Source organism: Pseudomonas sp. IPO3774 (assembly GCF_013386835.1).
Taxonomy (GTDB): Bacteria; Pseudomonadota; Gammaproteobacteria; order Pseudomonadales; family Pseudomonadaceae; genus Aquipseudomonas.
Genome location: NZ_JACAQY010000002.1, coordinates 80,875 through 104,916, shown reverse-complemented (window position 1 = coordinate 104,916; position 24,042 = coordinate 80,875). Strand labels below are relative to the sequence as shown.

Genomic DNA, 24,042 nt, shown 5'->3' with positions numbered 1-24,042 from the left:
GGCCGGCGCTGGAGTTTCAGTGTGGGAGCGGGCTTGCTCGCGAAAGCGGGGGGTCAGTCGCCGGATAGGTTGACTGATACACCGCATTCGCGAGCAAGCCCGCTCCCACATTGGGTTTAGCACCAGACACACAAATTGCTGTATATCCATCCAGATAAAAGTTGCCCAATTCTGATTTATTGCTCATCCTGCTCCCCATTCAATTGCGTAGCGAATGTGGTGACCATGCGGCTGTTCCTCTGTGAAAAACCGTCCCAGGCCAAGGATATCGCCGCCGTGCTCGGCGCGACCCGGCGTGGCGACGGTTGCTGGCTGGGTTCAGGCGTGACGGTGACCTGGTGCATCGGCCACCTGCTGGAAACCGCCCCGCCCGACAGCTACGACGCCAAGTACAAGCGCTGGGTGCTGGCCGACCTGCCGATCATCCCCGAAAAGTGGAAGATGCTGGTCAAGCCCAAGACTGCCAGCCAGTTCAAGGCGGTCAAGCGTCTGCTGGGGGAAGCCCAGGAACTGGTGATCGCCACCGATGCCGACCGTGAGGGCGAGATGATCGCCCGTGAGCTGGTGGAGCATTGCCGTTATCGCGGCCCCATCCAGCGGCTATGGCTCTCGGCGCTCGACGACGCGTCGATCCGCAAGGCCCTGGCCTCGTTGAAGCCCGGTGCTGAAACCTTCAGCCTCTACCATTCGGCCCTTGGCCGCTCCCGTGCCGACTGGCTGATCGGGATGAACATGAGCCGCCTGTTTACCCTGCTGGGCCAACAGTCCGGCTACCAGGGCGTGTTGCCGGTCGGCCGTGTGCAAACCCCGACCTTGCGCCTGGTAGTGGACCGGGACCGCAGCATTGCCGACTTTGTACCCGTCGCTTATTGGGCCATCGATGTGGATCTGCTCCACGACGACATCACCTTTACTGCGCAATGGCGCGCGACCGAAGACGCCTGTGACGATCAGGGCCGCTGCCTCAATCCGCAGCTTGCCCGGGACGCCGCCAATGCCATGAGCAACGCCGCCAGCGCCCGGCTGGTCAAACTGCGTACCGAGCGCATGCGCGACGTCGCGCCCCTGCCCTTCGACCTCGGCACCCTGCAGGAAATCTGCTCGAAAAAGCTTGGCCTCGGCGCCCAGGAAACCCTGGATGTTGCCCAGTCACTCTACGAAACCCACAAGGTCATCACTTACCCACGCAGCGATTGCGGCTACCTGCCCCTGAGCCAGCACGGCGACGCGCCGAAAATCCTCGCGGCGCTGGGGCGGGCCGATCCGGCGGTGAATGAATTGATGCCACACATCGATCCGAAGCGGCGCTCCCGAGCCTGGAACGACGCCAAGGTCAGCGCTCACCACGGCATCATCCCTACCGGCGCCGGCAAGGATGTCGGGCAACTGACCGGCAAGCATCGCGCGGTATACACCCTGATTCGCGCCCGCTATCTCGCGCAGTTCCTGCCCAATCACGAATACGACCGCACCCAGGCAGACTTCGACTGCGCCGGGGAAGCCCTGCGGGCAGTTGGCAAAGTCATCGTCGAGCCTGGCTGGAAACGCGCATTGCCGGAAGCATTGGCGCCGGCCAAGGGCCGTGAAGCACCTGCGCCGCAGTCCTTGCCAAAACTGGTTCAAGGTCAGGATTACGCCGTGGCCAAGGTCAACCTCAAGGACCTGTGGACCCAGCCACCCAAACCCTTCACCGAAGGCGACCTGATCAAGGCGATGAAAAACGTCGCCAAGCTGGTGGAAGACCCGCTGCTCAAGCAAAAGCTCAAGGACACCACCGGGATCGGCACCGAAGCCACCCGCGCCGGGATCATCCAGGGCCTGCTGGACCGCGGCTACCTGGTGAAAAACGGCAAGGCGTTGTCGGCAACACCCGCCGCGTTCAGCCTGATTGATGCAGTACCACGGGCAATTGCCGACCCCGGTACCACCGCTATCTGGGAGCAGGCACTGGACATGGTACAAAGCGGCGAGATGAGCCTGGAAGAGTTCGTCGCCAAACAGGCGGCATGGATGAGCAAACAGGTGACCCGCTGCACTGGCATGCGCCTGACCATCAGCGGCCCGGCCAGCCCGGCCGGACGTGGCGCCACACCGTGGAAAAACAAACGCAAACCGGCCAAGCGCAAGACGGCCACCAGCCCGAAGCGGGCGGCGAAACCGGCAAACAAGGGCTGAGAAGCACTAAGAAATCGCGACAATGACGTTTTTCGACGGGATGTATGCCGCTTTGGACCTTGCCCTGCTGCAGGCCATCCAGGATTCTGTAGGGCCTGCTAACCTCCCAACAATAACAACACCGGAGTGGCCTCCATGAAAACCGTTGCCCAAGTGCTGAAGTCCAAAGACCAGCATAACCATCAAGTCCACACCATCCCCCACGACCATACGGTATTTGAGGCCTTGATCGTGATGGCTTCGAAAAACGTCGGGGCCTTGCCAGTGCTCCAGGACGGCAAGGTGGTGGGCATCATCAGTGAACGAGACTATGCCCGCAAGGTCATCCTCCATGGATTGTCTTCGGTGAAGACCAAAGCCCACGAGATCATGAATTCACCGGTGATCACCGTCGACACTCACCAGACTGTCGAGACGTGCATGACGATCATGACCGACCGACATCTGCGGCACCTGCCTGTGGTGGAGAATGGCGAACTGCTTGGCTTGCTGTCCATCGGCGACCTGGTCAAGGAAGCGATTGCCGAACAGGCAGACCTGATCAAACAGCTGGAGCAGTACATTCGCGGCGAATAATCATTGGGGAACCCATGCTCGATACCCTGCAACATCAAGTCGATAACCAGCTCGACAACCTGCACCGGGCCATGGCCGAACGGCGCTTCCTGGTGCTGACCGGTGCGGGTATCAGCACCTCTTCGGGGATTCCCGATTATCGCGACAGCGAAGGCGTGCGCCGGGGCAAGGCGCCGATGATGTACCAGGAGTTCCTGGCAACCCCGCAGGCGCGCCGCCGCTACTGGGCGCGGGCGATGCTCGGCTGGCCGAGGGTGCGTGTCGCGCAGCCGAACGCGGCGCATATCGCCCTGGCCACTCTGCAGCAACGTCAGCGCATTGCCGGGCTGATCACCCAGAACGTCGACACCCTGCACGATCAGGCTGGCAGCCATGATGTGATCGAACTCCACGGCAGCCTTCACCGGGTGCTATGTCTGGATTGCCAGCAGACCAGCGACCGGAACCTGATCCAGCGCCAAATGGAAGCGGAGAATCCGTACCTGGCGGGTGTGGATGCCGTTCAAGCCCCCGACGGTGACACCCTGCTGGACCCGGCCTTTGAAGGACGTTTTCAGGTGCCCCGCTGCCCCCACTGCGGCGGGCAACGGTTGAAACCGGACGTGGTGTTTTTCGGTGAGAACGTCGCCCAGGGCACGGCAGCCAAGGCGATGGCGGCGGTGGATGACGCAGAAGGATTGCTGGTGGTGGGTTCGTCGCTGATGGCGTATTCAGCGTTTCGGTTGTGCAAGGCGATGGTCGAGCAAGGCAAGCCCGTGATTGCCATCAATCTGGGCAAGACACGGGGCGATGAGTTGCTGCAACTCAAGATCGAAGCCTCCTGCGAACGTTTGTTGCCGTTGCTGGCAGAACGCCTGGGATAGCCCAATCCTGCTTTTCTGTGGCGAGGGAGCTTGCTCCCGCTGGGCTGCGCAGCGGCCCCAAAACCGACAACCGAATGATTCCTGCAGAACCGCAGTCAGCCTGGTGGGGGCGCTTCGCACCCCAGCGGGAGCAAGCTCCCTCGCCACAAAAAGCCCCCGGATCCCGCGACCTGCCCGCACGAAAAGTGACGCCCAAGTCATGTTTTCCGCTCACACCCCCGCCCTGCAAGGATTTATGTAGTGCTCAAAAATAATCACTACATAATCGTTGACGTAACCGTTTTGTAATTGCATGATTCAAGCGTCTCCCGGATCGGGAGCGTTGGTAACACGCGTTTTGAACAAGCTCGTCTGACCGCCGAGCTGTTTTTTCCGGATGTGCACTGCCCACAAGGCAGATTGATGAAGCTGACCGGCCCGAAAGGATCGGTACAAGGAGCTCAAACGCTGCTTGTCTTCGTTATGAAACCATTGCGTAGCAGGTCATCAGCAAGACTACATGCATCGGTTCAAGACCCTGCCCGTATTCGGCAGACAGTCGCTGACGCCCGGTTTTCTGAGCCGGAGACAACTTAGTAGTTTTAACGGATCAACTAGAGATCGCCAACTGGTCAAGGGGCTTACACATGAATCTGAACAACCAACCAACTATCGATGAATTGGCTGAGATGTTCGCAGCGCAGAAAGACACGCTCGACGACCATATCCTCTGGATTGGTAAATCGGGCCAGGTCCATATTGACTGCCTGGCGCCCCACACCGTGGAAGAAGAGTTCGACAGGAATAACCGTGAACTGGCAGCGCGCCTGAAGATGTACCGCCGCGGCCAGGGTTATGTCGGCAAGAAAGCCGCCGCCGATCGCAACTTTATCGAGCAGGTCTTCCATACACTTAATACCGAGTGGCAGAACCTTAAAGGCCATTCGCACGTTAAGGTGATCGACAGATACTGCTGATAACTACGCACTTATCACTTAAGCCTGCTCGCTTAAAACGAGCAGGCTTTTTTATGGCCGACGGTTATCGCAACAACACCGGAAAACGCCCCTTCCCCGCTTCATCGCAAAAAATATCAAACATGGCCTGGGCCGCCGCTGAAAGTTCGTGGCCGGGCTTGGTCAGTACACCAATCGGCCGTTCGATCACCGGATCGCTCAAGGTGATGCAATGGGCGCCTGCTTCCTGCATTTGGCGTGCACACAACGCCGGCACTGCACTCACGCCCAAGCCACTGGCAACCATCTTGCCCACCGTCGCCAGTTGATGGCTCTCCAGGGCTACGGGCAGCTTCAGGTCCAGCGCCTTCAGGTGTTCTTCAAGCATCACTCGTACCGTGGACGGGCGCTGCAAGGTGATGAAGGGTTGTTCCAGCAGGGTGTGCCAGGCGATATCGGAGCGGCGTGCCAATGGCGAGTCACCGGGCACCACCGCCACAAAGCGGTCCACATACAGCGGGGTGAAGACCAGCGATGAGCTTTCCGACGGTTCAAACGCCACGCCCAACTCCACTTGGCGATCGCGGACCATTTCCAGCACCTGCTCGTTGATCACGTCATTCACCGTTACGTTGACCTGAGGATAGCGCGCGCGAAAAATCTTCAGGATCGGTGGCAGCAGGTTTCCGGCAAACGACGGCATCGCCGCCACCGTTACCCGCCCGCGCTGCAGGGTGAAACGCTGGCGCAACTCATCCTCGGCATTGTCCCAATCGGCGATCAGGCGCCGGGCCAGGGGCAGTAGCGATTCCCCTTCGGGAGTCAGCGCGACATTGCGCGTATTGCGGCTGAACAGCCGCCCGCCCAGGCCTTCTTCCAGGCCTTTGATGGTCAAGCTCAAGGCCGACTGGGAAAGATGCAAACGCTCACAGGCGGCCGCAAAGCTCAAGGTCTGGGCCACGGCAAGAAAGGCGCGCATCTGTTTAACTGTCATGAAGCTTCTCCCGATGGCTGAGGACTATGCTGTTTTTTAAATCAATCAACCTTAAAAAACAACTTAACAAATCAATCCGTCGGCGCAACACTCGGTTCATATGGCTGGCCCACAAACAATAAAAGAGGTGCATATGGCAGGTTTTGATAAACGCGTAGCGTCCTATGAAGAGGCGCTGGCAGGCCTGGAAGATGGCATGACGGTTCTTGCCGGTGGTTTTGGCCTGTGCGGCATCCCGGAAAACCTCATTGCCGAAATCAAGCGCAAGGGCACCCGCAACCTGACCGTGGTCTCCAACAACTGCGGCGTCGACGGCTTCGGCCTGGGCCTGCTGCTGGAAGGCAAGCAGATCAGCAAGGTCTTCGCGTCCTACGTCGGTGAAAACGCCCTGTTCGAGAAGCAACTGCTCAGCGGCGAAATCGAAGTGGTCCTGACGCCCCAAGGCACCCTCGCCGAAAAACTGCGCGCAGGCGGTGCCGGCATCCCGGCCTTCTTCACCGCCACCGGTGTCGGCACGCCAGTCGCCGAAGGCAAGGAAACCCGCGAGTTCAACGGTCGCCCGTACCTGATGGAAGAATCCATCACCGGCGACTTCGCCATCGTCAAAGGCTGGAAAGCCGACCACTTCGGCAATGTGATCTATCGCCATACCGCCCAGAACTTCAACCCGCTGGCCGCCACCGCCGGCAGGATCACCGTGGTCGAAGTCGAAGAAATCGTCGAACCGGGCGAGCTGGACCCGGCGCATATCCACACCCCAGGGATCTACGTCGACCGGATCATTTGCGGCACCTTCGAGAAGCGCATCGAACAGCGCACCCTCCGCAAATAATCCACCAGCCCAAATAATAAGGAGACAAAAAATGGCTCTTACCCGCGAACAAATGGCTCAACGCGTCGCCCGCGAAATGCAGGACGGTTTCTACGTCAACCTCGGCATCGGCATTCCGACCCTGGTGGCCAACTACATCCCAGAAGGCATGGAGGTCATGCTGCAGTCGGAAAACGGCCTGCTGGGCATGGGTCCGTTTCCTACTGAAGAAACCATCGATGCCGACATGATCAACGCCGGCAAACAGACCGTCACCGCGCGCATTGGCGCGTCGATCTTCTCCTCGGCCGAATCCTTCGCGATGATTCGCGGCGGCCACGTCGACCTGACCGTGCTCGGCGCGTTTGAGGTCGATGTACAAGGCAACATCGCCTCGTGGATGATCCCCGGCAAGCTGGTCAAGGGCATGGGCGGCGCGATGGACCTGGTGGCCGGTGCCGAGAACATCATCGTGATCATGACCCACGCGTCCAAGGACGGTGAGTCCAAGTTGCTGAGCCAATGCAGCCTGCCGCTGACCGGCGCCAACTGCATCAAGCGCGTGCTGACGGACCTGGCCTACCTGGAAATCGAAAATGGCGCTTTTGTCCTCAAGGAACGCGCACCTGGCGTCAGTGTTGAAGAGATCGTCAGCAAGACAGCCGGTAAACTGATCGTCCCGGACCACGTTCCAGAAATGCACTTCCAGTGAGGACAGATTCCATGCAAGACGTCGTGATTGTTGCTGCCACCCGCACCGCCGTGGGCAGCTTCCAAGGTTCGCTGGCAAGCATCCCGGCCCCGGAGCTGGGGGCTGCGGTGATTCGTCGCCTGCTGGAGCAGACCGGCATCGACCCGGCACTCGTGGATGAAGTGATCCTTGGCCAGGTGCTCACCGCCGGCAGCGGCCAGAACCCGGCCCGCCAGGCCTCGATCCTCGCCGGCCTGCCCCACGCCGTGCCGGCGCTGACCCTGAACAAGGTCTGCGGCTCGGGGCTCAAGGCCCTGCACCTGGGCGCACAAGCGATCCGTTGCGGCGATGCCGAGGTAATCATCGCCGGCGGCATGGAGAACATGAGCCTGGCCCCGTACGTATTGCCGGCCGCCCGCACCGGCCTGCGCATGGGCCATGCGAAGATGATCGACAGCATGATCACCGACGGTCTGTGGGATGCGTTCAACGACTACCACATGGGCATCACCGCCGAGAACCTGGTGGACAAGTACGGCATCAGCCGTGAAGCCCAGGACGCCTTCGCCGCCGCCTCCCAGCAAAAAGCCACGGCGGCCATTGAAGCCGGGCGTTTCAGCGATGAGATCACGCCGATCCTGATTCCCCAGCGCAAGGGCGACCCGGTGGCCTTCGCCGTGGACGAACAGCCACGGGCGGGCACCACCGCCGAATCCCTGGCCAAGCTCAAGCCGGCCTTCAAGAAAGACGGCACCGTCACCGCCGGCAACGCATCCAGCCTCAACGACGGCGCGGCTGCCGTGCTGCTGATGAGCGCGGACAAAGCCAAGGCCCTGGGCCTGCCGGTACTGGCACGCATCGCCAGCTACGCCAACGCCGGCGTCGATCCCGCGATCATGGGCATTGGCCCGGTATCGGCCACCCGCCGCTGCCTGGACAAGGCCGGCTGGAGCCTGGGCGACCTGGACCTGATCGAAGCCAACGAAGCCTTTGCCGCGCAGTCACTGGCGGTGGGCAAAGAGCTGGAATGGGACGCGGCCAAGGTCAACGTCAACGGCGGCGCGATTGCCATCGGCCACCCGATTGGCGCGTCAGGCTGCCGTGTGCTGGTGACCCTGCTGCATGAAATGATCAAGCGTGACGCCAAGAAAGGCCTGGCCACCCTGTGCATCGGTGGCGGGCAAGGTGTAGCCCTGGCCCTTGAACGCAGCTGATTTCAAAGAGCAACATGGAAAAGGCCCGGTTCCACGAAAACCGGGCCTTTTCTTTATCGGTCAGTCCCGCGCCTGGGGCACCGCAAACACCGCATTTGCCCGCACCACCACCTTCTCCCCGACCTGCACGCTGACCGTGGCAAACGCCATCTGCCGCCCGCGCTTGTGATGCTCCAGACGCACCTCGACCCACTCCCCTACCTGCACCGCGCCGAGATAGTCCAGGGTCATGCTCGCCGTGATCAACGGCAGCGGCGGCTCGCTGGAAAACGCCATGGCGTAGCCCATGCCCACATCCGCCAGGGTGGCCAGCACGCCACCGTGCACGGTGCCGCGTCCGTTGGCGTGGCGGTTGTCGGCGCGCAGGCCGATTTCCAGCTGCAAGCCTTCACCTCGGCTATACACCGGGCCAAGCAGGTCCAGGAGTGGGCTGCTTCGACGCAGCGGGGTAAAGCCTTCGGGGATGGCATGGGCAGTCATGTCAGGTTCTTCCTTGGGGACAAGGCTGGAGGTGTATCCCACCGCAGCCATCCGGACCATCAACATCAGCCCGGTAAATCCCCGGTGATAAGCCTAACGCTTCATGCAGCGCTGATAACGCTCATCCACGCGCTTGGCAAACCAGGCCGTGGTGAGGTTGCGGGTGATCTTCGGGCTTTTCAGCACGATGCCCGGCAGGATCGCCCGCGGCACCGGTTTGCCGGCGGCCTTGTCGGCCAGGGCGAACACACGCTGGTACAGGGTGGTGTCTTCAAAATCCAGGCGCTCGCCCTGTTCCAGCTGGCTGCGGATGCTCGGGTTGCGCATGTCCAGCGCCTTGCCCAGTGAGCGCACTGCCAGCTCGGTGGTGCCTGGCAGGAACGAGCCGTAGTTGATCAAGTCGCCGTCCAGCGCCAGCGTGGTCCCCGAGACCCGGCTGACCGCTGCCTGGAATGCCGCGTTGCGGCTGGCGTACCAACCGGCGTTGAAATCGGCGAAGCGGTACAGCATCTGGTCGTAATTCACCGGGTAGCCCAGCAGATGGAGGATGCCAAAGTACATGCCGCCTCGGCGGGTAAACACTTCCCGGCGGATGCTGCCATCCACGGTGTAGGGATAATCCCGGGCCTGCTTCTGTGCGAAGTCGATGCTGACCTGCATCGGGCCTGCGGTATGCACCGGGTTGAAGCCGCCAAACAGGGTATTGCCCAAGGGCACGACGCTGATGAAGTCGTCAAAGATCCCACTCAAATCCCGCTCGGTACGCGCAGCACTCAAGCGCTCCGCGTAGGACTTGCCCGTGGGCGAGCGCAGTTGCAGCGCCGTGCGCACCAGCACCGCCGGCACGTGGACTTTAGCGGCGCGGCGCAGGATTTCGTCCTGGGCGATCTTGCCCATGTTCGGTACCGGCGGGTCAACCTGATAGGTGGACTCCTGCTCGGTCACGGCCAATACCGCGCAGATGTTTTCCGTACCGGGGTAGATTTTCTGCGTGTTGAAGGCGGTGTAGATGTCCTGGGCCCAGCCGCCACGATCCGGCACGCTGGCCGGCATCAGCCGCACGATCTGCGCTTTCACCTCGGCTTCGCTGCGCTCCGGCAGTTGCTGGGTGCGCGGGCTGGAGCAGCCGGCCAGTACCAATAAGGTGGTAAGGCACAGGATGAGGCGAGATGAACGCATGGGGCTTCCTTGGGCGACAATGGGCCAGTCTTGGCAGATATCGACCGGTAAGTCTAACCGGGGTTCGCCGACCTGCCGCACTCGCCAAAAAAACCGCAACGTGAAAGGATCAGGCTCCCGTCGTTCCTACAAGGAGTTTGAATGCCATGCTTAGCCTGAACTTCCTGATCACCTGCCTGATCGTCGTGCTCATTCCCGGCACCGGCGTGATCTTCACCGTGTCCACCGGACTGACCGCCGGCAAGCGCGCCAGTGTGTTCGCCGCGCTGGGCTGCACCGCCGGGATCGTCCCGCACTTGTTGGCCTCCGTGCTTGGGCTGTCCGCCCTGCTGCATACCAGCGCCCTGGCGTTCGAAGCCCTCAAGTATGCCGGCGCCGCCTACTTGCTGTACCTCGCCTATGCCACCTGGCGGGACCGCTCGGCCTTTGCCATGAACGACGCACCGACGATTTCCAGCGCCCACAGCCTGATGGTGCGAGGCCTGTTGCTGAATATTCTGAACCCCAAGCTGACGATTTTTTTCCTGGCGTTCCTGCCGCAATTCGTCACCCCGGGCGCGGGCGCACCGGCCCTGCAAATGCTGTTGCTGAGCAGTGTATTCATGGCGATGACGTTTGCGGTGTTTGTGATTTATGGCCTGCTGGCCAATGTGTTCCGCCGCGCGGTGATCGAATCGCCACGTATACAGAACTGGCTGCGCCGCAGTTTTGCAGCGGCGTTTGCGGGGTTGGGGCTGAACCTGGCGTTTGCCCAGCGCTAAGTTGCAAGCAGCCGCGAACAGCCTTCTTGTGGCGAGGGAGCTTGCTCCCGCTGGACTGCGCAGCAGGCCCATTTTCAGGACCGCTGCGCGCCCCAGCGGGAGCAAGCTCCCTCGCCACAGGTTAATTAGATCCCGGCGAGTGCCAGGTCCATCGCGAAGTAGGTGAAGATCAAGTCCGCACCGGCGCGCTTGATCGAGCCCAGGGTTTCCCGCACTACGCGGGCTTCGTCGATCGCGCCCGCCTGGGCGCCGAACTTGATCATCGCGTACTCGCCGCTGACCTGGTACGCCGCCACCGGCAAACGCGAGGCTTCGCGGATGTCGCGGATGATGTCCAGGTACGCGCCGGCCGGCTTGACCATCAGCGCGTCCGCACCTTCCTGCTCATCCAGCAACGATTCGCGCACCGCTTCGCGGCGGTTCATCGGGTTCATCTGGTAGCTCTTGCGATCGCCCTTCAGCGCGCTGCCGCCGGCTTCGCGGAACGGGCCGTAGAGGGCCGAGGCGAACTTGGTGGAATAGGCCATGATCGGGATATGGCTGAAGCCTGCTTCATCCAGGGCCCGGCGAATGGCCTGGACCTGCCCGTCCATCGCGGCAGACGGCGCGATCACATCGGCACCGGCACGAGCGGCAGCCACAGCTTGCTTGCCAAGGTTGACCAGGGTGCGGTCGTTGTCGACTTCGGCGCCGTGCATCACGCCGCAATGGCCGTGGTCGGTGTATTCGCAGAAACAGGTATCGGACATCACGATCATTTCCGGCACCGCATCCTTGATGATCGAGGACATGCGCGACACCAGGCCACGCTCTTGCCAGGTGTCACTGCCCGAGGCGTCCAGGTGGTGGGACACGCCGAAGGTCATCACCGACTTGATCCCGGCTTTCGCATAGCGTTCGATCTCGCCGGCCAGCTTCGACTCGGGAATGCGCTGCACCCCGGGCATGCTGGTGATCGGCACGAAGTCGTCGATTTCTTCTTCAACGAAGATCGGCAGCACCAGGTCATTGAGGGTGAATTCGCTTTCCTGGAACAGGCCACGCAACTCCGGGGAGCGGCGCAGGCGGCGTGGACGGGCTTCGGGGAACTGGCTGGACATTGATGCTCCTGAAAAAAGGCAGGCCAAAAATCTTTGGGGCGAAAGCTTATGCCTCGTGCACCGCAGAGCACAAACGCCAAGTGCGGAACAGTTTATTGCAGGCTTGGTAACAATTGCATTGATCTAGAGCTGTAGACGGCCTTCAATGCAAACGGCAACCGCGCCGCCGACCCAGATTTCCTCGCCGCTGTGTTCAACGCGGATTCGCCCGGCGCGGCCCATGGCGGTGCCCTGGCTGACCACATAGCAACTGGGCGCCAAACCCTCGCCCAGCAACCACTGGGCGACACCGGCGTTCAGGCTGCCGGTGGCCGGATCTTCCGGAGCGCCGTCGCCGGCAATAAAGGCCCGCACCTCAAACTGCGCCTCATCGCCATCCCGCTCGGGGTTCCACGGGGCGATCACGCCCACGGCCAAGCCCTGCAACTGCGAATAGTCCGGCCGCAGTGCCAGTACCTGCTCGCGATCCGCCAGCATCACCGCCAGCCAGCCCGCGCCGTTATCCACCCACTGGCTGCGCAAAATCGCACCGGGTTCAAGGGCCAGGGCCCGACGCACGCGCTCGACCAATTCAGCTTCCAGCGGGCCGGAACGCAGCAACGGTGGCGCGATAAACGCCAGTTCATCGCCCTGGCGGCGGATGCGCACCAGGCCGATCTCACACTCCTGGATGATCTCCGCCCCAGCGGGTTGGCCACCGGCCAGCAACCAGGCATGGCAACTGCCCAGGGTCGGATGGCCGGCAAACGGCAATTCATTGAGGGTCGTGAAGATCCTTACGCGGTAGTCCGCTCGTGGATCACGGGGCTTGAGCAGGAAGGTGGTTTCGCTGAGGTTGGTCCAGTTGGCGAAATCCGCCATCTGCTGGTCGCTCAGGCTGTCGGCGCCCAGCACCACGGCCAACGGGTTGCCCTTGACGGCCACACTGCTGAAAACGTCCAGTTGTTTGAAGTCGAAAGAAGCCATGCCGGTCCTTATGCTGGGATGTTCAAGCCACGGATCACCGCCGGCCGGGCGACGAACCCGTCCAGGGCCCGCAGTACGTTCGGGAAGTCGGTAATACCCACCAGGTCGCCAGACTCATAGAAGCCGATCAGGTTGCGAACCCACGGGAAGGTGGCGATATCGGCGATGCTGTACTCGTCACCCATGATCCAGGTGCGGCCCAACAGGCGCTTTTCCAGCACCTCCAGCAAGCGGCGCGACTCGGCGACGTAGCGATCGCGCGGGCGCTTGTCTTCATAGGCCGCGCCGGCGAATTTGTTGAAGAACCCCACCTGGCCGAACATCGGTCCGATACCGGCCATCTGGAACATCAGCCACTGGATCGTCTCGTAACGCATCGCCGGGTCTTCGGGAAGCAATTCACCGCTCTTCTCGGCGAGGTAGATCAGGATCGCGCCCGACTCGAACAGCCCCAGCGCCTGGCCGCTCGGGCCATTGGGGTCGATGATCGCCGGAATCTTGTTGTTGGGGTTCAGCGACAGGAACTCGCTGGAAAGCTGGTCCTGGGTCTCGAAACTGACCTTGTGCGCCTCGTAGGGCAGGCCGATTTCCTCGAGCATGATCGACACCTTGACCCCGTTGGGCGTGGGCAACGAATACAGCTGCAGACGCTCGGGATGCCGGGCCGGCCATTTGGCGGTGATGGGGAAGTCTGAAAGTGAGTTCATCATGGGACTCCTGATAAAAGTAGGAGAGTAGTGGTTCAGTGCCTATCGTGCATCCGTCTTAATTCAGCAACATCGGCGGGTTAATCTCCTGCACACGGCAAGGATGCCGCCCCATCTCCCCCGCGAAACGAACCAAACTGCCTTGGGGAACTCTTAAAGAGCGCCCGATGGCTGGGCTTGCTTGCCCTGAATCCCTGCACCGAGACTTAGAACCATCATGACCATCAAGCCTCTGTGCCTTGCGAAACGCTTCAAACGCTACTCTTACATCCTGCTGCCGGTATTGCTGGTGAGCGCCGCGGTCGGCCTTAGCCTGGAATCGCGGGTCAGCCGCGCCCAGCCGGTCGACGGCGTGCAAACCCTGGTGTTCCTGCGCCATGGCGAGAAACCTGCCGGGGGCCTCGGCCAACTCAACTGCCAGGGGCTTAACCGTGCGATGAACCTGGCCACCGTGCTGCCGGAAAAATTCGGCAAGGCCAACTACGTGTTCGCACCCAACCCGACCCGCAATGTCGAGGAAGGCGAGAAAGACAACTCCTACAGCTACATCCGCCCGTTGATGACCATCAGCCCCAGCGCGATCAAGCTCGGGTTGCCGGTCAACATCAAGTTCTCGGCCAATGACACCAGCGCCCTCGCTGACGAACTGGTGGAAGACAAATACCACAACGCCGTCATCTACACTGCCTGGTCCCATGGGTATCTGCCGGACTTGATCAACAAGGTGGCAAGCGAGGCCGTCGGTGAAAAACATGTGATTACCGACGATTGGTCCGGCAGCGATTTCGATAGCTTGTATGTGTTGACCCTGACCTGGCACAACGGCAAGGCCTCGCTGCTCAGCCGCAACTACAAGCAAGGCCTGGATAATGGCCAGCAGACTTGCCCGGACGCAACGCAAGTCAGCGCCGATATCTGACCGCCCCTGAAGACCCGTTGCGAGGGAGCTTGCTGTGGCGAGGGAGCTTGCTCCCGCTGGGCCGCGAAGCGGCCCCAAAATTCTGGGAGCGCTTCGCACTCCAGCGGGAGCAAGCTCCCTCGCCACAGCAAGCTCCCTCGCCACAGTGCTTCGGAGGCGGCCTTGTACAGCGTATGATGTTGCGCTATTGACTCACCTGCGGATCATCTACATGTCCAACCTCTCCTCCACCCAGCCTGCCCGGGGCTGGTCCTTCTGGTGGAAACCAGCGCTGTTCCTGCTGGTGGCCTGCGTCGGCCTCTACTACGTGAAATGGTCGCCCTACTACGCCAAGGCGTTTATCGCGGCAGACAACCACAGTATCGGCGCCTCGATTCTCAACGACCAGCAAAGCGCGCCACTGGCCGCGGCGTTGGCCTATGCCCAGGTGTATTTCCTGGCGATCTGGAAGGCTGCGGTGCTGGCGGTCATTCTCGGCTCATTGCTGCAAGTGCTGATCCCACGGGACTGGCTGCTGCGCCTGTTTGGCCGTGCCGGGCTGGGATCTACCCTGCGTGGCGGGCTGTTCGCCCTGCCGGGGATGATGTGCAGTTGCTGCGCCGCTCCGGTGGCGGCCGGTATGCGTCGGCAGAAAGTCTCGGTCGGCGCGGCGCTGGCGTTCTGGATTGCCAACCCGGTGCTGAACCCGGCGACACTGGTGTTCATGGGCTTTGTGCTGGGCTGGGGCTTTACCGCGCTGCGGTTGGTGGCCGGGATCGTGCTGGTGGTGGGTGTTTCGCTGGTGGCGCAACGCATCGCGCGGCCGGAGCAGGTACCGGAAGCCGCGCTCGACGCCGTGGCCCAGGCCAGCCATGCCGAAACCGAACCGTTCCTGACCCGTTGGCTGCGCACCCTGTGGCAGCTGTTCTGGAGCACGATTCCGGTGTACATCCTGGCGGTGCTGATCCTTGGCGCGGCGCGGGTCTGGCTGTTTCCCCACGTTGACGGCGCCATGGCCAACAGCCTGGTGTGGCTGGTGCCTCTGGCGATTGTCGGCACGTTGTTCGTGATCCCGACCGCCGCCGAAATCCCCATCGTGCAGACCATGATGACCCTCGGCATGGGCACCGGCCCGGCCGTGGCCTTGCTGATGACGCTGCCGAGCGTGAGCCTGCCGTCGCTGCTGATGCTGCGCAAGGATTTCGATGCGCGGGTACTGGTGACCGTGGCCGGGCTGACGATGCTGATGGGGGTGGTGTGTGGGCTGATCGGGGCGTTTATCCTGTAGTGATCGAGTGAATTCGAGGGCCTCTTCGCGGGCAAGCCCGCTCCCACATTTTGCCTGCATTCCTACAGGATAAATGCGGTCGAATGTGGGAGCGGGCTTGCTCGCGAAGGGGCCGGCAAACTCAATCAATCACGTACGCCGAGCGAGCCTGTCCCGGAAATACTCCACCACCGCCGCTTGCTCTCCCGCAAACTCGATACGCGCGCCTTTGCTTTCCCGCTGGAACGCATACATCGGGTCGTAGTACTCACGCAACAGCCCTTCAATCCAGCCGCGGTGCAAATCCACCGCGCCGCTGCTGGCTTGTTCTGCCAATGCTTCCTGCATGATCGCGTGCAACCGCGCAAACCGCTCGCCGCCCAGGCGCTTGTGGATATTGCCCAGGCTCTGGGTCAGGCGCTCGGCAAACAGTTCCTGGCCAGTGTCGCCAAACACCGCGACAAACTCGGCGCAGAGGTCCACCACATAATCCTTCAGGATGCGCTCCACCCGGCCTTCAACGCTGTCTTCCAGCCAGACCATCGGGAAGCCCTGCATGCCCTTGTGCAAGGGCAACGGCAGCGCGCAGCTGCCGATCATGCGGCTCTCATCCTCGACCACAAACTGCTCGATACCGGCGGCGCGCTTTTTCAGCAGGTCCACCGCCAGGCGGTTTTCGAAGTCGATGTTGGAAGGTTGCGCCGTAGCGCGTTTGCCGAAGCTGGAACCGCGATGGTTGGCGTGGCCTTCCAGGTCCAGGGCGTTGTTCAACTGGCCGAGCACTTCGGTCTTGCCGGTACCGGTCATGCCACCCAACAGTACGAAGTCGCATTGCGCGGTGGCGCTTTCAACCGTGTCGAGCAGGAAAGTCCGCATGGCCTTGTAGCCACCGCCCACTCGCGGATAGTCGATACCCGCCTCGGTTTTCAACCATTGCTGGGCAATCTGCGAACGCATCCCGCCGCGAAAGCAGTACAGCAGACCATCCGGATTGGCCTGGGCAAAACGCGCCCAGTGTTCGATACGTTCGGCCTTGATCGCCCCGGACACCAGTTCGTGCCCGAGAACAATGGCCGCCTGCTGGCCTTGCTGCTTGTAACAGGTGCCCACCCGTTCGCGCTCGTCGTCGGTCATCAACGGCAGGTTGACCACCCCGGGAAACGCGCCCTTGATGAACTCGATCGGCGCGCGGGTATCCATCATCGGCCGGTCGTTGAGAAAGATGTCGCGGTAATCGGTGATGTCGATGGGCATCAGAACACCTCTACCGCGTTGGTCTGTCGCTCAACCAGTTCGCCGATCGGCTCAAGGTTCAGGCCCAGCTCCGCCGCCACGGCGAGGAATTCGGCATTGCCTTCGGGGGTGACCGCCACCAGCAGCCCGCCGCTGGTTTGCGGGTCGCACAGCACGCGCTTGTGCAGTTCGTTCAGGCGCCCCAGCTTGCTGGCGTAGCTGTCGAAATTGCGCAAGGTGCCGCCGGGGACGCAGCCCTGTTCCAGGTAGTACTCAACCCCGGGCAGGCGTGGGACTTTTTCGTATTCGATGCGGGCAGTTAATTGGCTGCCGTCGGCCATTTCCACCAGGTGGCCCAACAGGCCGAAACCGGTGACGTCGGTCATGGCCGTGACACCGGCCAGCTTGCCAAAACGGCTGCCGGGTTTGTTGAGGGTGCACATCCAGTCACGGGCCAGGCCCACGTCGGCCTCGCGCAGCTTGCCCTTCTTCTCGGCCGTGGTGAGGATGCCGATGCCCAGGGGTTTGGTCAGGTACAGTTGGCAACCGGCGGTGGCGGTGTCGTTGCGCTTCATGTGGCGCTTTTCCACCAGCCCGGTGACGGCCAGGCCGAAGATCGGCTCGGGGGCGTCGATGGAGTGGCCGCCGGCCAGGGGAATCCCGGCAGCGTCACACACGGAACGGCCGCCGCGAATCACTTCCCGGGCAATCTCCGGAGCCAGCACGTTGACCGGCCAGCCGAGAATCGCGATGGCCATCAACGGATCGCCGCCCATCGCATAGATATCGCTGATGGCGTTGGTGGCGGCAATGCGGCCGAAGTCGAAGGGGTCATCGACGATCGGCATGAAAAAGTCGGTGGTGGACACCACGCCGCGCTCCTCGTCGATGGCGTACACCGCCGCGTCATCGCGCGAAGCGTTGCCTACCCAGAGGTTGGGGTCGAGGTTCTGTGCGCCACTGCCGGCGAGGATCACTTCCAGTACCTGAGGTGAGATCTTGCAACCGCAACCAGCACCGTGGCTGTATTGGGTCAGGCGAATCGGCTCGTTCATGGGTATCCCTCAAGGCGTCAAGTGGGCGGATTCTAGCAGACAGCAAAAGGCCGACTGCATGCAGTCGGCCTTTATGTTCAGCCCTTAGTGTTTGGCAGCAAGCCGTTTATGCCGGTTGCGTCGCATCATGTTCAGGCATTCGATAGCCGCCGAGAACGCCATGGCCGCATACACATAGCCTTTTGGCACATGGGCGCCGAAACCTTCGGCGATCAGCGTCATACCGATCATGATGAGGAAGCCCAGGGCCAACATCACAATGGTCGGGTTGTCGTTGATGAACTTGGCCAGCGGCTCGGCCGCCACCAGCATCACGATCACCGAGACCACCACGGCAATGATCATGATCGGCAAGTGCTCGGTCATGCCCACGGCGGTGATGATGCTGTCGATGGAAAACACCATGTCCAGCAGCAGGATCTGGCCAATCGCCGAGGCGAAGCCCAGGGTCACGCTCGGCGCGCCGGTGTCCACATGCTCCTTCTCGGGGTCCATGCTGTGATGGATCTCGGTGGTGGCCTTCCACACCAGGAACAGGCCACCGGCGATCAGGATCATGTCTTTCCAGGAGAACGACTGCCCCAGGATGTCGATGACCGGCTCGGTCAGCTGCACGATAAAGGCGATGGTGCTCAACAGGCCCAGACGCAGGATCAATGCCATGCTGATGCCGATGCGGCGGGCCTTGGCCCGGTGCTTCACCGGCAACTTGTTGGTGAGAATCGAGATAAAGATCAGGTTATCGATCCCCAGCACGATCTCCATGACGATCAGGGTGGCCAGTGCGATCCACGCGGTCGGGCTGGCGGCCAGTTGTAAAAGGTATTCCATAGGTCATTCCTGGTGTTGTGTGCGGGTATCAGGTTTCTTGGGAGGTGGACTCAGGCTTGCTGTCTTCCTGTTCCGGCTTGTCCGGCTTGCCTTGCGGCGGTGCGATCAAGCCCTTGGTCGCGTCACTCAACGCCTGTTCGGCGGCCTGGTGGGTGTCGTCAATCACTTGCTTGGCCGACTCGGTGGCCTTGCCCAGCAGTTGTTGCGCGCTTTTTTCCGCTTGGTCACAGCCACTGAGCATGACTAATGAAAGCCCAAGTAACGCCGTTGCGCCCAGGGAATTGAGTTTCATGATGCGTTCCTCGTTAGAACCTTCGGGTCCAAGTAGTGGCCCCTCGATAGCGACGCATTCTATGCAGGAGAACACTTCAGGAAAATTCGTATTTTTTTCGTTTATACTTCGGTTTTCACGAAGTATTGGTCGCCATGCTCAATTACCGACAACTGCACTACTTCTGGGTCGTCGCCAAGACCGGCAGCATCGTGCGCGCCTGCGAGCAACTGAACCTCACGCCGCAGACCATCAGCGGGCAGATCAGCCTGCTGGAACAGACCTTTGGCGTGGCATTGTTCCAGAAGGTCGGGCGCCAGCTGGAGCTGACCGAAGCCGGGCGCCAGGCGCTGCCCTATGCCGAGCAGATGTTCCAGCTGGGCAATGAGCTTGAAGCGATGTTGCGCACCCAGCCCAATGAGCAGCAGATCCTGTTCCGGGTTGGCGTCGCGGATGTGGTGCCCAAGTCCATCGTCTATCGGCTGATTGCGCCAACCATGGAGTTGAGCGAGCCTATCCGCATCACCTGCCGTGAAGACAAACTCGAACGCTTGCTGGCGGACCTGGCGATCCAGCGCCTGGACCTGGTGATCTCCGACAGCCCGATGCCGCCGCACCTGGACATCAAAGGCTACAGCCAGAAGCTGGGGGAATGCGGCATCAGTTTCTTCGCAACCCAGGCATTGGCTGACCAGCATCGCGGCGATTTCCCACAATGCCTGCAGGGTGCGCCGCTGTTGATTCCGGGGGCGGAGACGGTGGTGCGCAGCCGTTTGCTGCGCTGGTTTGCCGAGCAGCAGATCCAGCCACGGATTGTCGGGGAATTTGACGACAGCGCGTTGATGCAGGCCTTTGGCCAATCCGGCAGCGGGATTTTCATCGCGCCGAGCGTGATTGCCGACGAGGTGGAACGCCAGTATGGCGTGGCGCTGATCGGCCAGACGGATGCGGTGACCGAATCGTTTTATGCAATCTCGGTGGAGCGCAAGGTCAAGCACCCCGGCATCGTGGCGATTACCGAAGGTGCCAGACGGGAGCTGTTCACTTCCCTGCCCTGAAGGCTCAGGCGCAGACGGCGCGGGTCTTGGCGGTCATCAGCCACAGCGCCAGCAGGATCGACAACAGGATAAAGCCCGCCGCGGCAAACCCGAGGCTGCCCAGGCCCAGGGTGTCGATCACGTACCCGCCCACCAGCGCCCCCAGGCCAATACCCAGGTTGGCCCCGGCAATGTTCAACGAGGCGGCAAACGCCGGCGCATGGGGTGCGGCCTTCATCAGTCGCACATGGCTGACCAGAAACAATGCCGCCTGGGTCACGCCCCATACCGCCATCGCCGCCGCCAACCCGATCGTGGAATGGATGGCGGGCACCAGCGCCACCATGCCGGCGATCATGAAACCGCAGAACACCATCGACGCAATCAGCGGATGACGGTCGACCATGCGCCCGCCCAAAGAGTTGCCGATCAGGCCGACCGCGCCAAAGCCCATGAGGCACCAGCCCACTACCGTGCCGTCAAAACCCGCCAGGCGTTCGAGAATGTCTGCCAGGTAGGTGTAGGCGGTGAACATCCCGCTGAACACCAGGATCGACAGCAGGATATGGCCCTGCATCAGCGGGCTGCGCAAGATCTTGAACTGCGAGCGCAGGCTGACCTGGTCGTGCTTTGCCTGGGTCTTCGGCAGGTAGATAAACAGCAGCAGGGCCTTGGCAAACGCCACCACCGCAAGAATGCCAAAGGCGGTGCGCCAGCCGAACATATCGGAAATTAGCGTGCCCACCGGGATCCCGAAGACCGTGGCACACACGATGCCGAAGCCGATTTTTTCAATCGCGCGGCCGGCGAAGTCCGGCCCGACAATGTCCACCGCTGTTTCGCTGGCCAGGGCCCAGAACACCGGCAGCCCCAGTGCCGGGATCAACCGGGCCAGGGACATGACCCAGATATTCGAGGCCATCGCCGCCAGAGTGTTGGCCAGGCCGAACATGATCAGGATCGTGATAAACAGCCGCTTGCGCTCGAACCGGGCGAAATATGCGGTGAGGAACGGGCCAAACGCCGCCACGGTGAAGGCGAACAACGTCACCAGCAACCCGGCCTGGGACACGCTTACATCGAGGTCCCGGGCGATGGAAGGCAACAGGCCGACGATGATGAACTCTGTGGTCAGCACGGTAAAACCGGCTGCCGACAACAGCAGGATCGGAAACAACATCAAAAACTCCAGAAAACAGCGACATCAACGACAGCCCGGAGGGCCCGCTGATAGAGAAGAAATAAGAGGATGGGCAATGTTAACAGAATGTGTCCCATCGTGGTGACGGAACGCCGCACCCGGATTAGACGTTTCCTACAGATGTTAGACTTCGCTCCTGCCAGATTCATGCTGCCTAGCTGCATCTATTAAAAAAACCAGAGACAACCTTTTTATGACTGCTGCCCCTTCCCTCTTTCAACGCCTGATGTCTATCAGCCTGGTCACCCAAATTGTCATCGGCCTGATCGCCGGTATCCTGTTGGCCCTGCTGTTGCCCGACGTCGCACAAGCCACCGGGTTTATTGGCAAGGTCTTTGTCTCGGCGCTCAAGGCCGTCGCGCCCATCCTGGTATTTGTGCTGGTGATGGCCTCGATTGCCAGCCACAAGCACGGCCAGGAAACCCATATCCGCCCGATCCTGTTCCTGTACCTGCTGGGCACGTTCGCTGCCGCCGTGGTCGCGGTGATCGCCAGCACGCTGTTCCCCTCCTCGCTGGTGCTGGCCACCCACGATGTGGCCGTCAGCCCTCCCGGCGGTATCGGTGATGTGTTGCAAAGCCTGTTGCTGAGCGTGGTGGACAACCCGGTCAGCGCGCTGATGAACGCCAATTTCATCGGTATCCTGGCGTGGGCCATCGGCATGGGCATCGCCATTCGCCATGCCAGCGACACCACCCGCACCGTACTGGGGGACCTGTCCAACGGCGTCACGCTGATCGTGCGCATGGTGATCCGCTTCGCGCCCCTGGGGATTTTCGGCCTGGTGGCCTCGACCCTCGCCACGTCCGGCTTCGGCGCCCTGCTGGGCTACGCACACCTGCTGCTGGTGTTGATCGGCTGCATGCTGTTCGTCGCGCTGGTGATCAACCCGGCCATCGTGTTCTGGAAGCTGCGCCGCAACCCTTACCCGCTGGTGCTGATGTGCCTGCGGGAAAGCGGGATCACCGCGTTTTTCACCCGCAGTTCGGCGGCCAACATTCCGGTCAACCTGGCGTTGAGCAAGCGCCTGGGCCTGCATGAAGACACGTACTCGGTGTCGATCCCGCTGGGCGCCACCATCAATATGGCCGGCGCTGCCATCACCATCACCGTGCTGACCCTGGCCGCCGTGCACACCCTGGGCATTGCCGTGGACATCCCCACCGCCGTGCTGCTCAGCGTGGTCGCGGCGGTGTGTGCCTGCGGCGCGTCGGGGGTTGCCGGGGGCTCGCTGCTGTTGATCCCGCTGGCGTGCAGCCTGTTCGGCATTCCCAGCGAAATCGCCATGCAGGTGGTGGCCGTGGGCTTCATCATCGGCGTGTTGCAGGACTCGGCGGAGACCGCACTGAACTCGTCCACCGATGTGTTGTTCACCGCTGCCGCGTGCCTGGGCAAGGAAGAACAAGCCGCGTAGACCTTGCGCGCACAAAAAAGCCCGGGGCGGTTCGTGAATGAACCGCCCCGGGCTTTTTATTACAAGGCTTAGAACGCGCCCATGTAGTCGCGCTTGCCCACTTCCACGCCGTTGTGACGCAGCAAGGCGTAAGCGGTGGTGACGTGGAAGAAGAACTGCGGCAGGCCGTAGCTCAGCAGGTACGACTGGCCGCTGAAGCGCTTCTCTTTCGGGGTGCCAGGGCGAGTGATGATCTCGATGCCTTCTTTACCGTCGACCTGGGCCGGGGTGATGGTGTCGATAAACGCCAGGACCTTGGCGATCAGCGCTTGCAGGTCGGCGAAGGTGACTTCTGTATCGTCGTATTTCGGAACTTCGATTTCAGCCAGGCGGGCAGAAACGCCTTTGGCGAAGTCGACGGCGATCTGCACCTGGCGCACCAGCGGGAACATGTCCGGGTACAGGCGTGCCTGCAGGAAGGCGTTCGGGTCGATGTTCTTGGCGGTGGCGTGGGCCTCGGCCTTGTTCAGCACATCGCTCAGGGCGTTGAGCATTTGCTTGAAGACCGGGAGGGAAGCGGCGTACAGGGAAATAGTCATGACAGTCTCGACAGTTGTGGCAGGGTTTGAAACAGCCGCGATTATAGACATGCCGGCCACCGGCGCCGCTTGTCTTTTATTTTTTCAGGATTAGGCTAGTGAGCTCACTGCATTAGGGAAAGCGCGATGACCACCGAGCACGACACCACTTCCGAAGAACCGCGCCTGAACAGCACGGAAATCCGCATCCTTGGCTGCCTGATCGAAAAACAGGCCACCAGCCCCGAAACCTACCCGTTGACCCTCAACGCGCTGGTGATCGCCTGTAACCAGAAAACCAGCCGCGAACCGGTGATGAACCTCAGCCAGGGCCAGGTTGGCCAGAGCCTGCGGGCCCTGGAAGGCCGCGGGTTTACCCGGCTGGTGATGGGCAGCCGCGCCGACCGCTGGGAGCATCGGGTGGACAAGGCGCTGGAGCTGGTGCCGGCCCAGGTGATTCTCAGCGGGTTGCTGTTCCTGCGGGGGCCGCAGACGGTCAACGAACTGCTGACCCGCAGCGGGCGCATGCATGACTTTGAAGATGCCGAGCAGGTGGTGCATCAACTGGAACGCCTGATTGCCCGTGGGCTGGCGTTGTTGGTGCCGCGTCAGTCGGGGCAGCGGGAAGATCGGTACATGCACGCCCTGGGCGACCCGGCGGACATTGAAGCGATCCTGGCGGCGCGTGGGAATCCGGTGGAGCGTGGTGCGGGAAGTGGGGTTTCCCTGGAGCGTATCGAAGAGCTGGAAGCGCGGATTGCGGCGCTGGAAGAGCGCCTTTCGCGGCTCGAGTAATGTTTGTGGTGAGTGGGCTTCTGTGGTGATG

At 61.7% G+C, this 24,042-nt stretch carries 25 protein-coding genes; 13 read left to right on the top strand and 12 right to left on the bottom strand.

Annotation, left to right across the window (positions count from 1 at the left end):
* Positions 1-225 precede the first annotated feature (225 nt).
* The 4 genes from HYE77_RS00925 (at position 226) to HYE77_RS00910 (ending at position 4,570) form a co-directional block, all read left to right on the top strand.
* The gene (locus tag HYE77_RS00925) at positions 226-2,175 is read left to right on the top strand and encodes a DNA topoisomerase III (RefSeq protein WP_087694093.1); all 1,950 of its coding nucleotides are present in this window, start codon (positions 226-228) and stop codon (positions 2,173-2,175) included.
* 135 nt (positions 2,176-2,310) lie between these two features.
* On the top strand, positions 2,311-2,751 hold the full coding sequence (locus tag HYE77_RS00920; protein WP_177009754.1) for a CBS domain-containing protein: 441 nt from the start codon (positions 2,311-2,313) through the stop codon (positions 2,749-2,751).
* Positions 2,752-2,765: 14 nt separating this feature from the next.
* Positions 2,766-3,614, top strand: a complete 849-nt coding sequence (locus HYE77_RS00915) for an NAD-dependent protein deacetylase (protein WP_177049973.1) — start codon at positions 2,766-2,768, stop codon at positions 3,612-3,614.
* A gap of 626 nt (positions 3,615-4,240) precedes the next feature.
* Positions 4,241-4,570, top strand: coding sequence for a hypothetical protein (locus tag HYE77_RS00910; protein WP_102369380.1), 330 nt, complete (start codon positions 4,241-4,243; stop codon positions 4,568-4,570).
* Positions 4,571-4,634: 64 nt separating this feature from the next.
* Here the strand turns inward: HYE77_RS00910 and HYE77_RS00905 are convergent, their stop codons facing one another.
* Positions 4,635-5,543, bottom strand: a complete 909-nt coding sequence (locus HYE77_RS00905; RefSeq protein ID WP_177068264.1) for a LysR family transcriptional regulator — start codon at positions 5,541-5,543, stop codon at positions 4,635-4,637.
* A gap of 133 nt (positions 5,544-5,676) precedes the next feature.
* Here HYE77_RS00905 and HYE77_RS00900 point away from each other — a divergent pair, with 133 nt between their 5' ends.
* Genes HYE77_RS00900 through HYE77_RS00890 form a run of 3 tightly spaced genes read left to right on the top strand, consistent with a single transcriptional unit; the run spans position 5,677 to position 8,259 of the window.
* Positions 5,677-6,375: a CoA transferase subunit A gene (locus HYE77_RS00900; protein ID WP_008435892.1), complete on the top strand. Its 699-nt coding sequence runs from the start codon at positions 5,677-5,679 to the stop codon at positions 6,373-6,375.
* Positions 6,376-6,406: 31 nt separating this feature from the next.
* Positions 6,407-7,066 (top strand): CoA transferase subunit B, encoded by a 660-nt coding sequence (locus HYE77_RS00895; protein ID WP_003211625.1) that lies wholly within the window; start codon positions 6,407-6,409, stop codon positions 7,064-7,066.
* Between the two features lie 11 nt (positions 7,067-7,077).
* Positions 7,078-8,259, top strand: a complete 1,182-nt coding sequence (locus HYE77_RS00890; protein ID WP_003211627.1) for an acetyl-CoA C-acetyltransferase — start codon at positions 7,078-7,080, stop codon at positions 8,257-8,259.
* A gap of 60 nt (positions 8,260-8,319) precedes the next feature.
* On the opposite strand, the gene HYE77_RS00885 is transcribed toward HYE77_RS00890, so the two are convergent.
* Complete coding sequence (locus HYE77_RS00885; protein WP_003211628.1) at positions 8,320-8,739, bottom strand: PaaI family thioesterase; 420 nt, start codon at positions 8,737-8,739, stop codon at positions 8,320-8,322.
* Between the two features lie 93 nt (positions 8,740-8,832).
* Positions 8,833-9,918, bottom strand: coding sequence for a DUF1615 domain-containing protein (locus HYE77_RS00880; RefSeq protein WP_177068263.1), 1,086 nt, complete (start codon positions 9,916-9,918; stop codon positions 8,833-8,835).
* Positions 9,919-10,064: 146 nt separating this feature from the next.
* Between HYE77_RS00880 and HYE77_RS00875 the strand changes: the two genes are divergently transcribed.
* Positions 10,065-10,679, top strand: a complete 615-nt coding sequence (locus HYE77_RS00875; protein WP_177068262.1) for a LysE family translocator — start codon at positions 10,065-10,067, stop codon at positions 10,677-10,679.
* A 125-nt stretch (positions 10,680-10,804) separates the two neighbouring features.
* Here the strand turns inward: HYE77_RS00875 and hemB are convergent, their stop codons facing one another.
* The 3 genes from hemB to HYE77_RS00860 form a co-directional block, all read right to left on the bottom strand.
* On the bottom strand, positions 10,805-11,779 hold the full coding sequence (hemB, locus tag HYE77_RS00870; protein WP_003211635.1) for a porphobilinogen synthase: 975 nt from the start codon (positions 11,777-11,779) through the stop codon (positions 10,805-10,807).
* A 123-nt stretch (positions 11,780-11,902) separates the two neighbouring features.
* The gene (locus HYE77_RS00865; RefSeq protein ID WP_177068261.1) at positions 11,903-12,745 is read right to left on the bottom strand and encodes a PhzF family phenazine biosynthesis protein; all 843 of its coding nucleotides are present in this window, start codon (positions 12,743-12,745) and stop codon (positions 11,903-11,905) included.
* 8 nt (positions 12,746-12,753) lie between these two features.
* A complete protein-coding gene (locus tag HYE77_RS00860) occupies positions 12,754-13,452 on the bottom strand; it encodes a glutathione S-transferase N-terminal domain-containing protein (protein WP_008435902.1) in 699 nt (232 codons plus the stop codon).
* 217 nt (positions 13,453-13,669) lie between these two features.
* Between HYE77_RS00860 and HYE77_RS00855 the strand changes: the two genes are divergently transcribed.
* On the top strand, positions 13,670-14,371 hold the full coding sequence (locus HYE77_RS00855; protein WP_003211641.1) for a hypothetical protein: 702 nt from the start codon (positions 13,670-13,672) through the stop codon (positions 14,369-14,371).
* 211 nt (positions 14,372-14,582) lie between these two features.
* Positions 14,583-15,638 carry a permease gene (locus HYE77_RS00850; protein ID WP_003211251.1) on the top strand — a complete coding sequence of 352 codons (1,056 nt, stop codon included), beginning with the start codon at positions 14,583-14,585 and terminating at the stop codon, positions 15,636-15,638.
* A gap of 129 nt (positions 15,639-15,767) precedes the next feature.
* Here the strand turns inward: HYE77_RS00850 and mnmH are convergent, their stop codons facing one another.
* The 4 genes from mnmH to HYE77_RS00830 all read right to left on the bottom strand — a co-directional run bounded on the left by mnmH (position 15,768) and on the right by HYE77_RS00830 (position 19,028).
* On the bottom strand, positions 15,768-16,871 hold the full coding sequence (mnmH, locus tag HYE77_RS00845; RefSeq protein WP_177067207.1) for a tRNA 2-selenouridine(34) synthase MnmH: 1,104 nt from the start codon (positions 16,869-16,871) through the stop codon (positions 15,768-15,770).
* Entirely contained in the window at positions 16,871-17,905 is a 1,035-nt protein-coding gene (selD, locus tag HYE77_RS00840) for a selenide, water dikinase SelD (protein WP_177068260.1), read from the bottom strand. Before selD ends, mnmH begins: the two co-directional genes overlap by 1 nt.
* An 84-nt stretch (positions 17,906-17,989) precedes the next feature.
* Positions 17,990-18,736, bottom strand: a complete 747-nt coding sequence (locus HYE77_RS00835) for a TerC family protein (protein WP_003211245.1) — start codon at positions 18,734-18,736, stop codon at positions 17,990-17,992.
* A gap of 28 nt (positions 18,737-18,764) precedes the next feature.
* Positions 18,765-19,028, bottom strand: coding sequence for a hypothetical protein (locus tag HYE77_RS00830; protein WP_023658942.1), 264 nt, complete (start codon positions 19,026-19,028; stop codon positions 18,765-18,767).
* A gap of 134 nt (positions 19,029-19,162) precedes the next feature.
* Between HYE77_RS00830 and nhaR the strand changes: the two genes are divergently transcribed.
* Positions 19,163-20,065, top strand: a complete 903-nt coding sequence (gene nhaR / locus HYE77_RS00825) for a transcriptional activator NhaR (protein ID WP_003211241.1) — start codon at positions 19,163-19,165, stop codon at positions 20,063-20,065.
* Between the two features lie 4 nt (positions 20,066-20,069).
* Here the strand turns inward: nhaR and HYE77_RS00820 are convergent, their stop codons facing one another.
* Positions 20,070-21,224, bottom strand: a complete 1,155-nt coding sequence (locus HYE77_RS00820; RefSeq protein WP_177068259.1) for an MFS transporter — start codon at positions 21,222-21,224, stop codon at positions 20,070-20,072.
* A 214-nt stretch (positions 21,225-21,438) separates the two neighbouring features.
* Here HYE77_RS00820 and sstT point away from each other — a divergent pair, with 214 nt between their 5' ends.
* Positions 21,439-22,659, top strand: coding sequence for a serine/threonine transporter SstT (sstT, locus tag HYE77_RS00815; RefSeq protein ID WP_003211235.1), 1,221 nt, complete (start codon positions 21,439-21,441; stop codon positions 22,657-22,659).
* Positions 22,660-22,727: 68 nt separating this feature from the next.
* Here the strand turns inward: sstT and HYE77_RS00810 are convergent, their stop codons facing one another.
* On the bottom strand, positions 22,728-23,237 hold the full coding sequence (locus tag HYE77_RS00810) for a DUF1993 family protein (RefSeq protein ID WP_003211233.1): 510 nt from the start codon (positions 23,235-23,237) through the stop codon (positions 22,728-22,730).
* A gap of 126 nt (positions 23,238-23,363) precedes the next feature.
* On the opposite strand from HYE77_RS00810, the gene HYE77_RS00805 reads away from it, so the two are divergent.
* Positions 23,364-24,011: a YceH family protein gene (locus HYE77_RS00805; RefSeq protein WP_003211232.1), complete on the top strand. Its 648-nt coding sequence runs from the start codon at positions 23,364-23,366 to the stop codon at positions 24,009-24,011.
* Positions 24,012-24,042 lie beyond the last annotated feature (31 nt).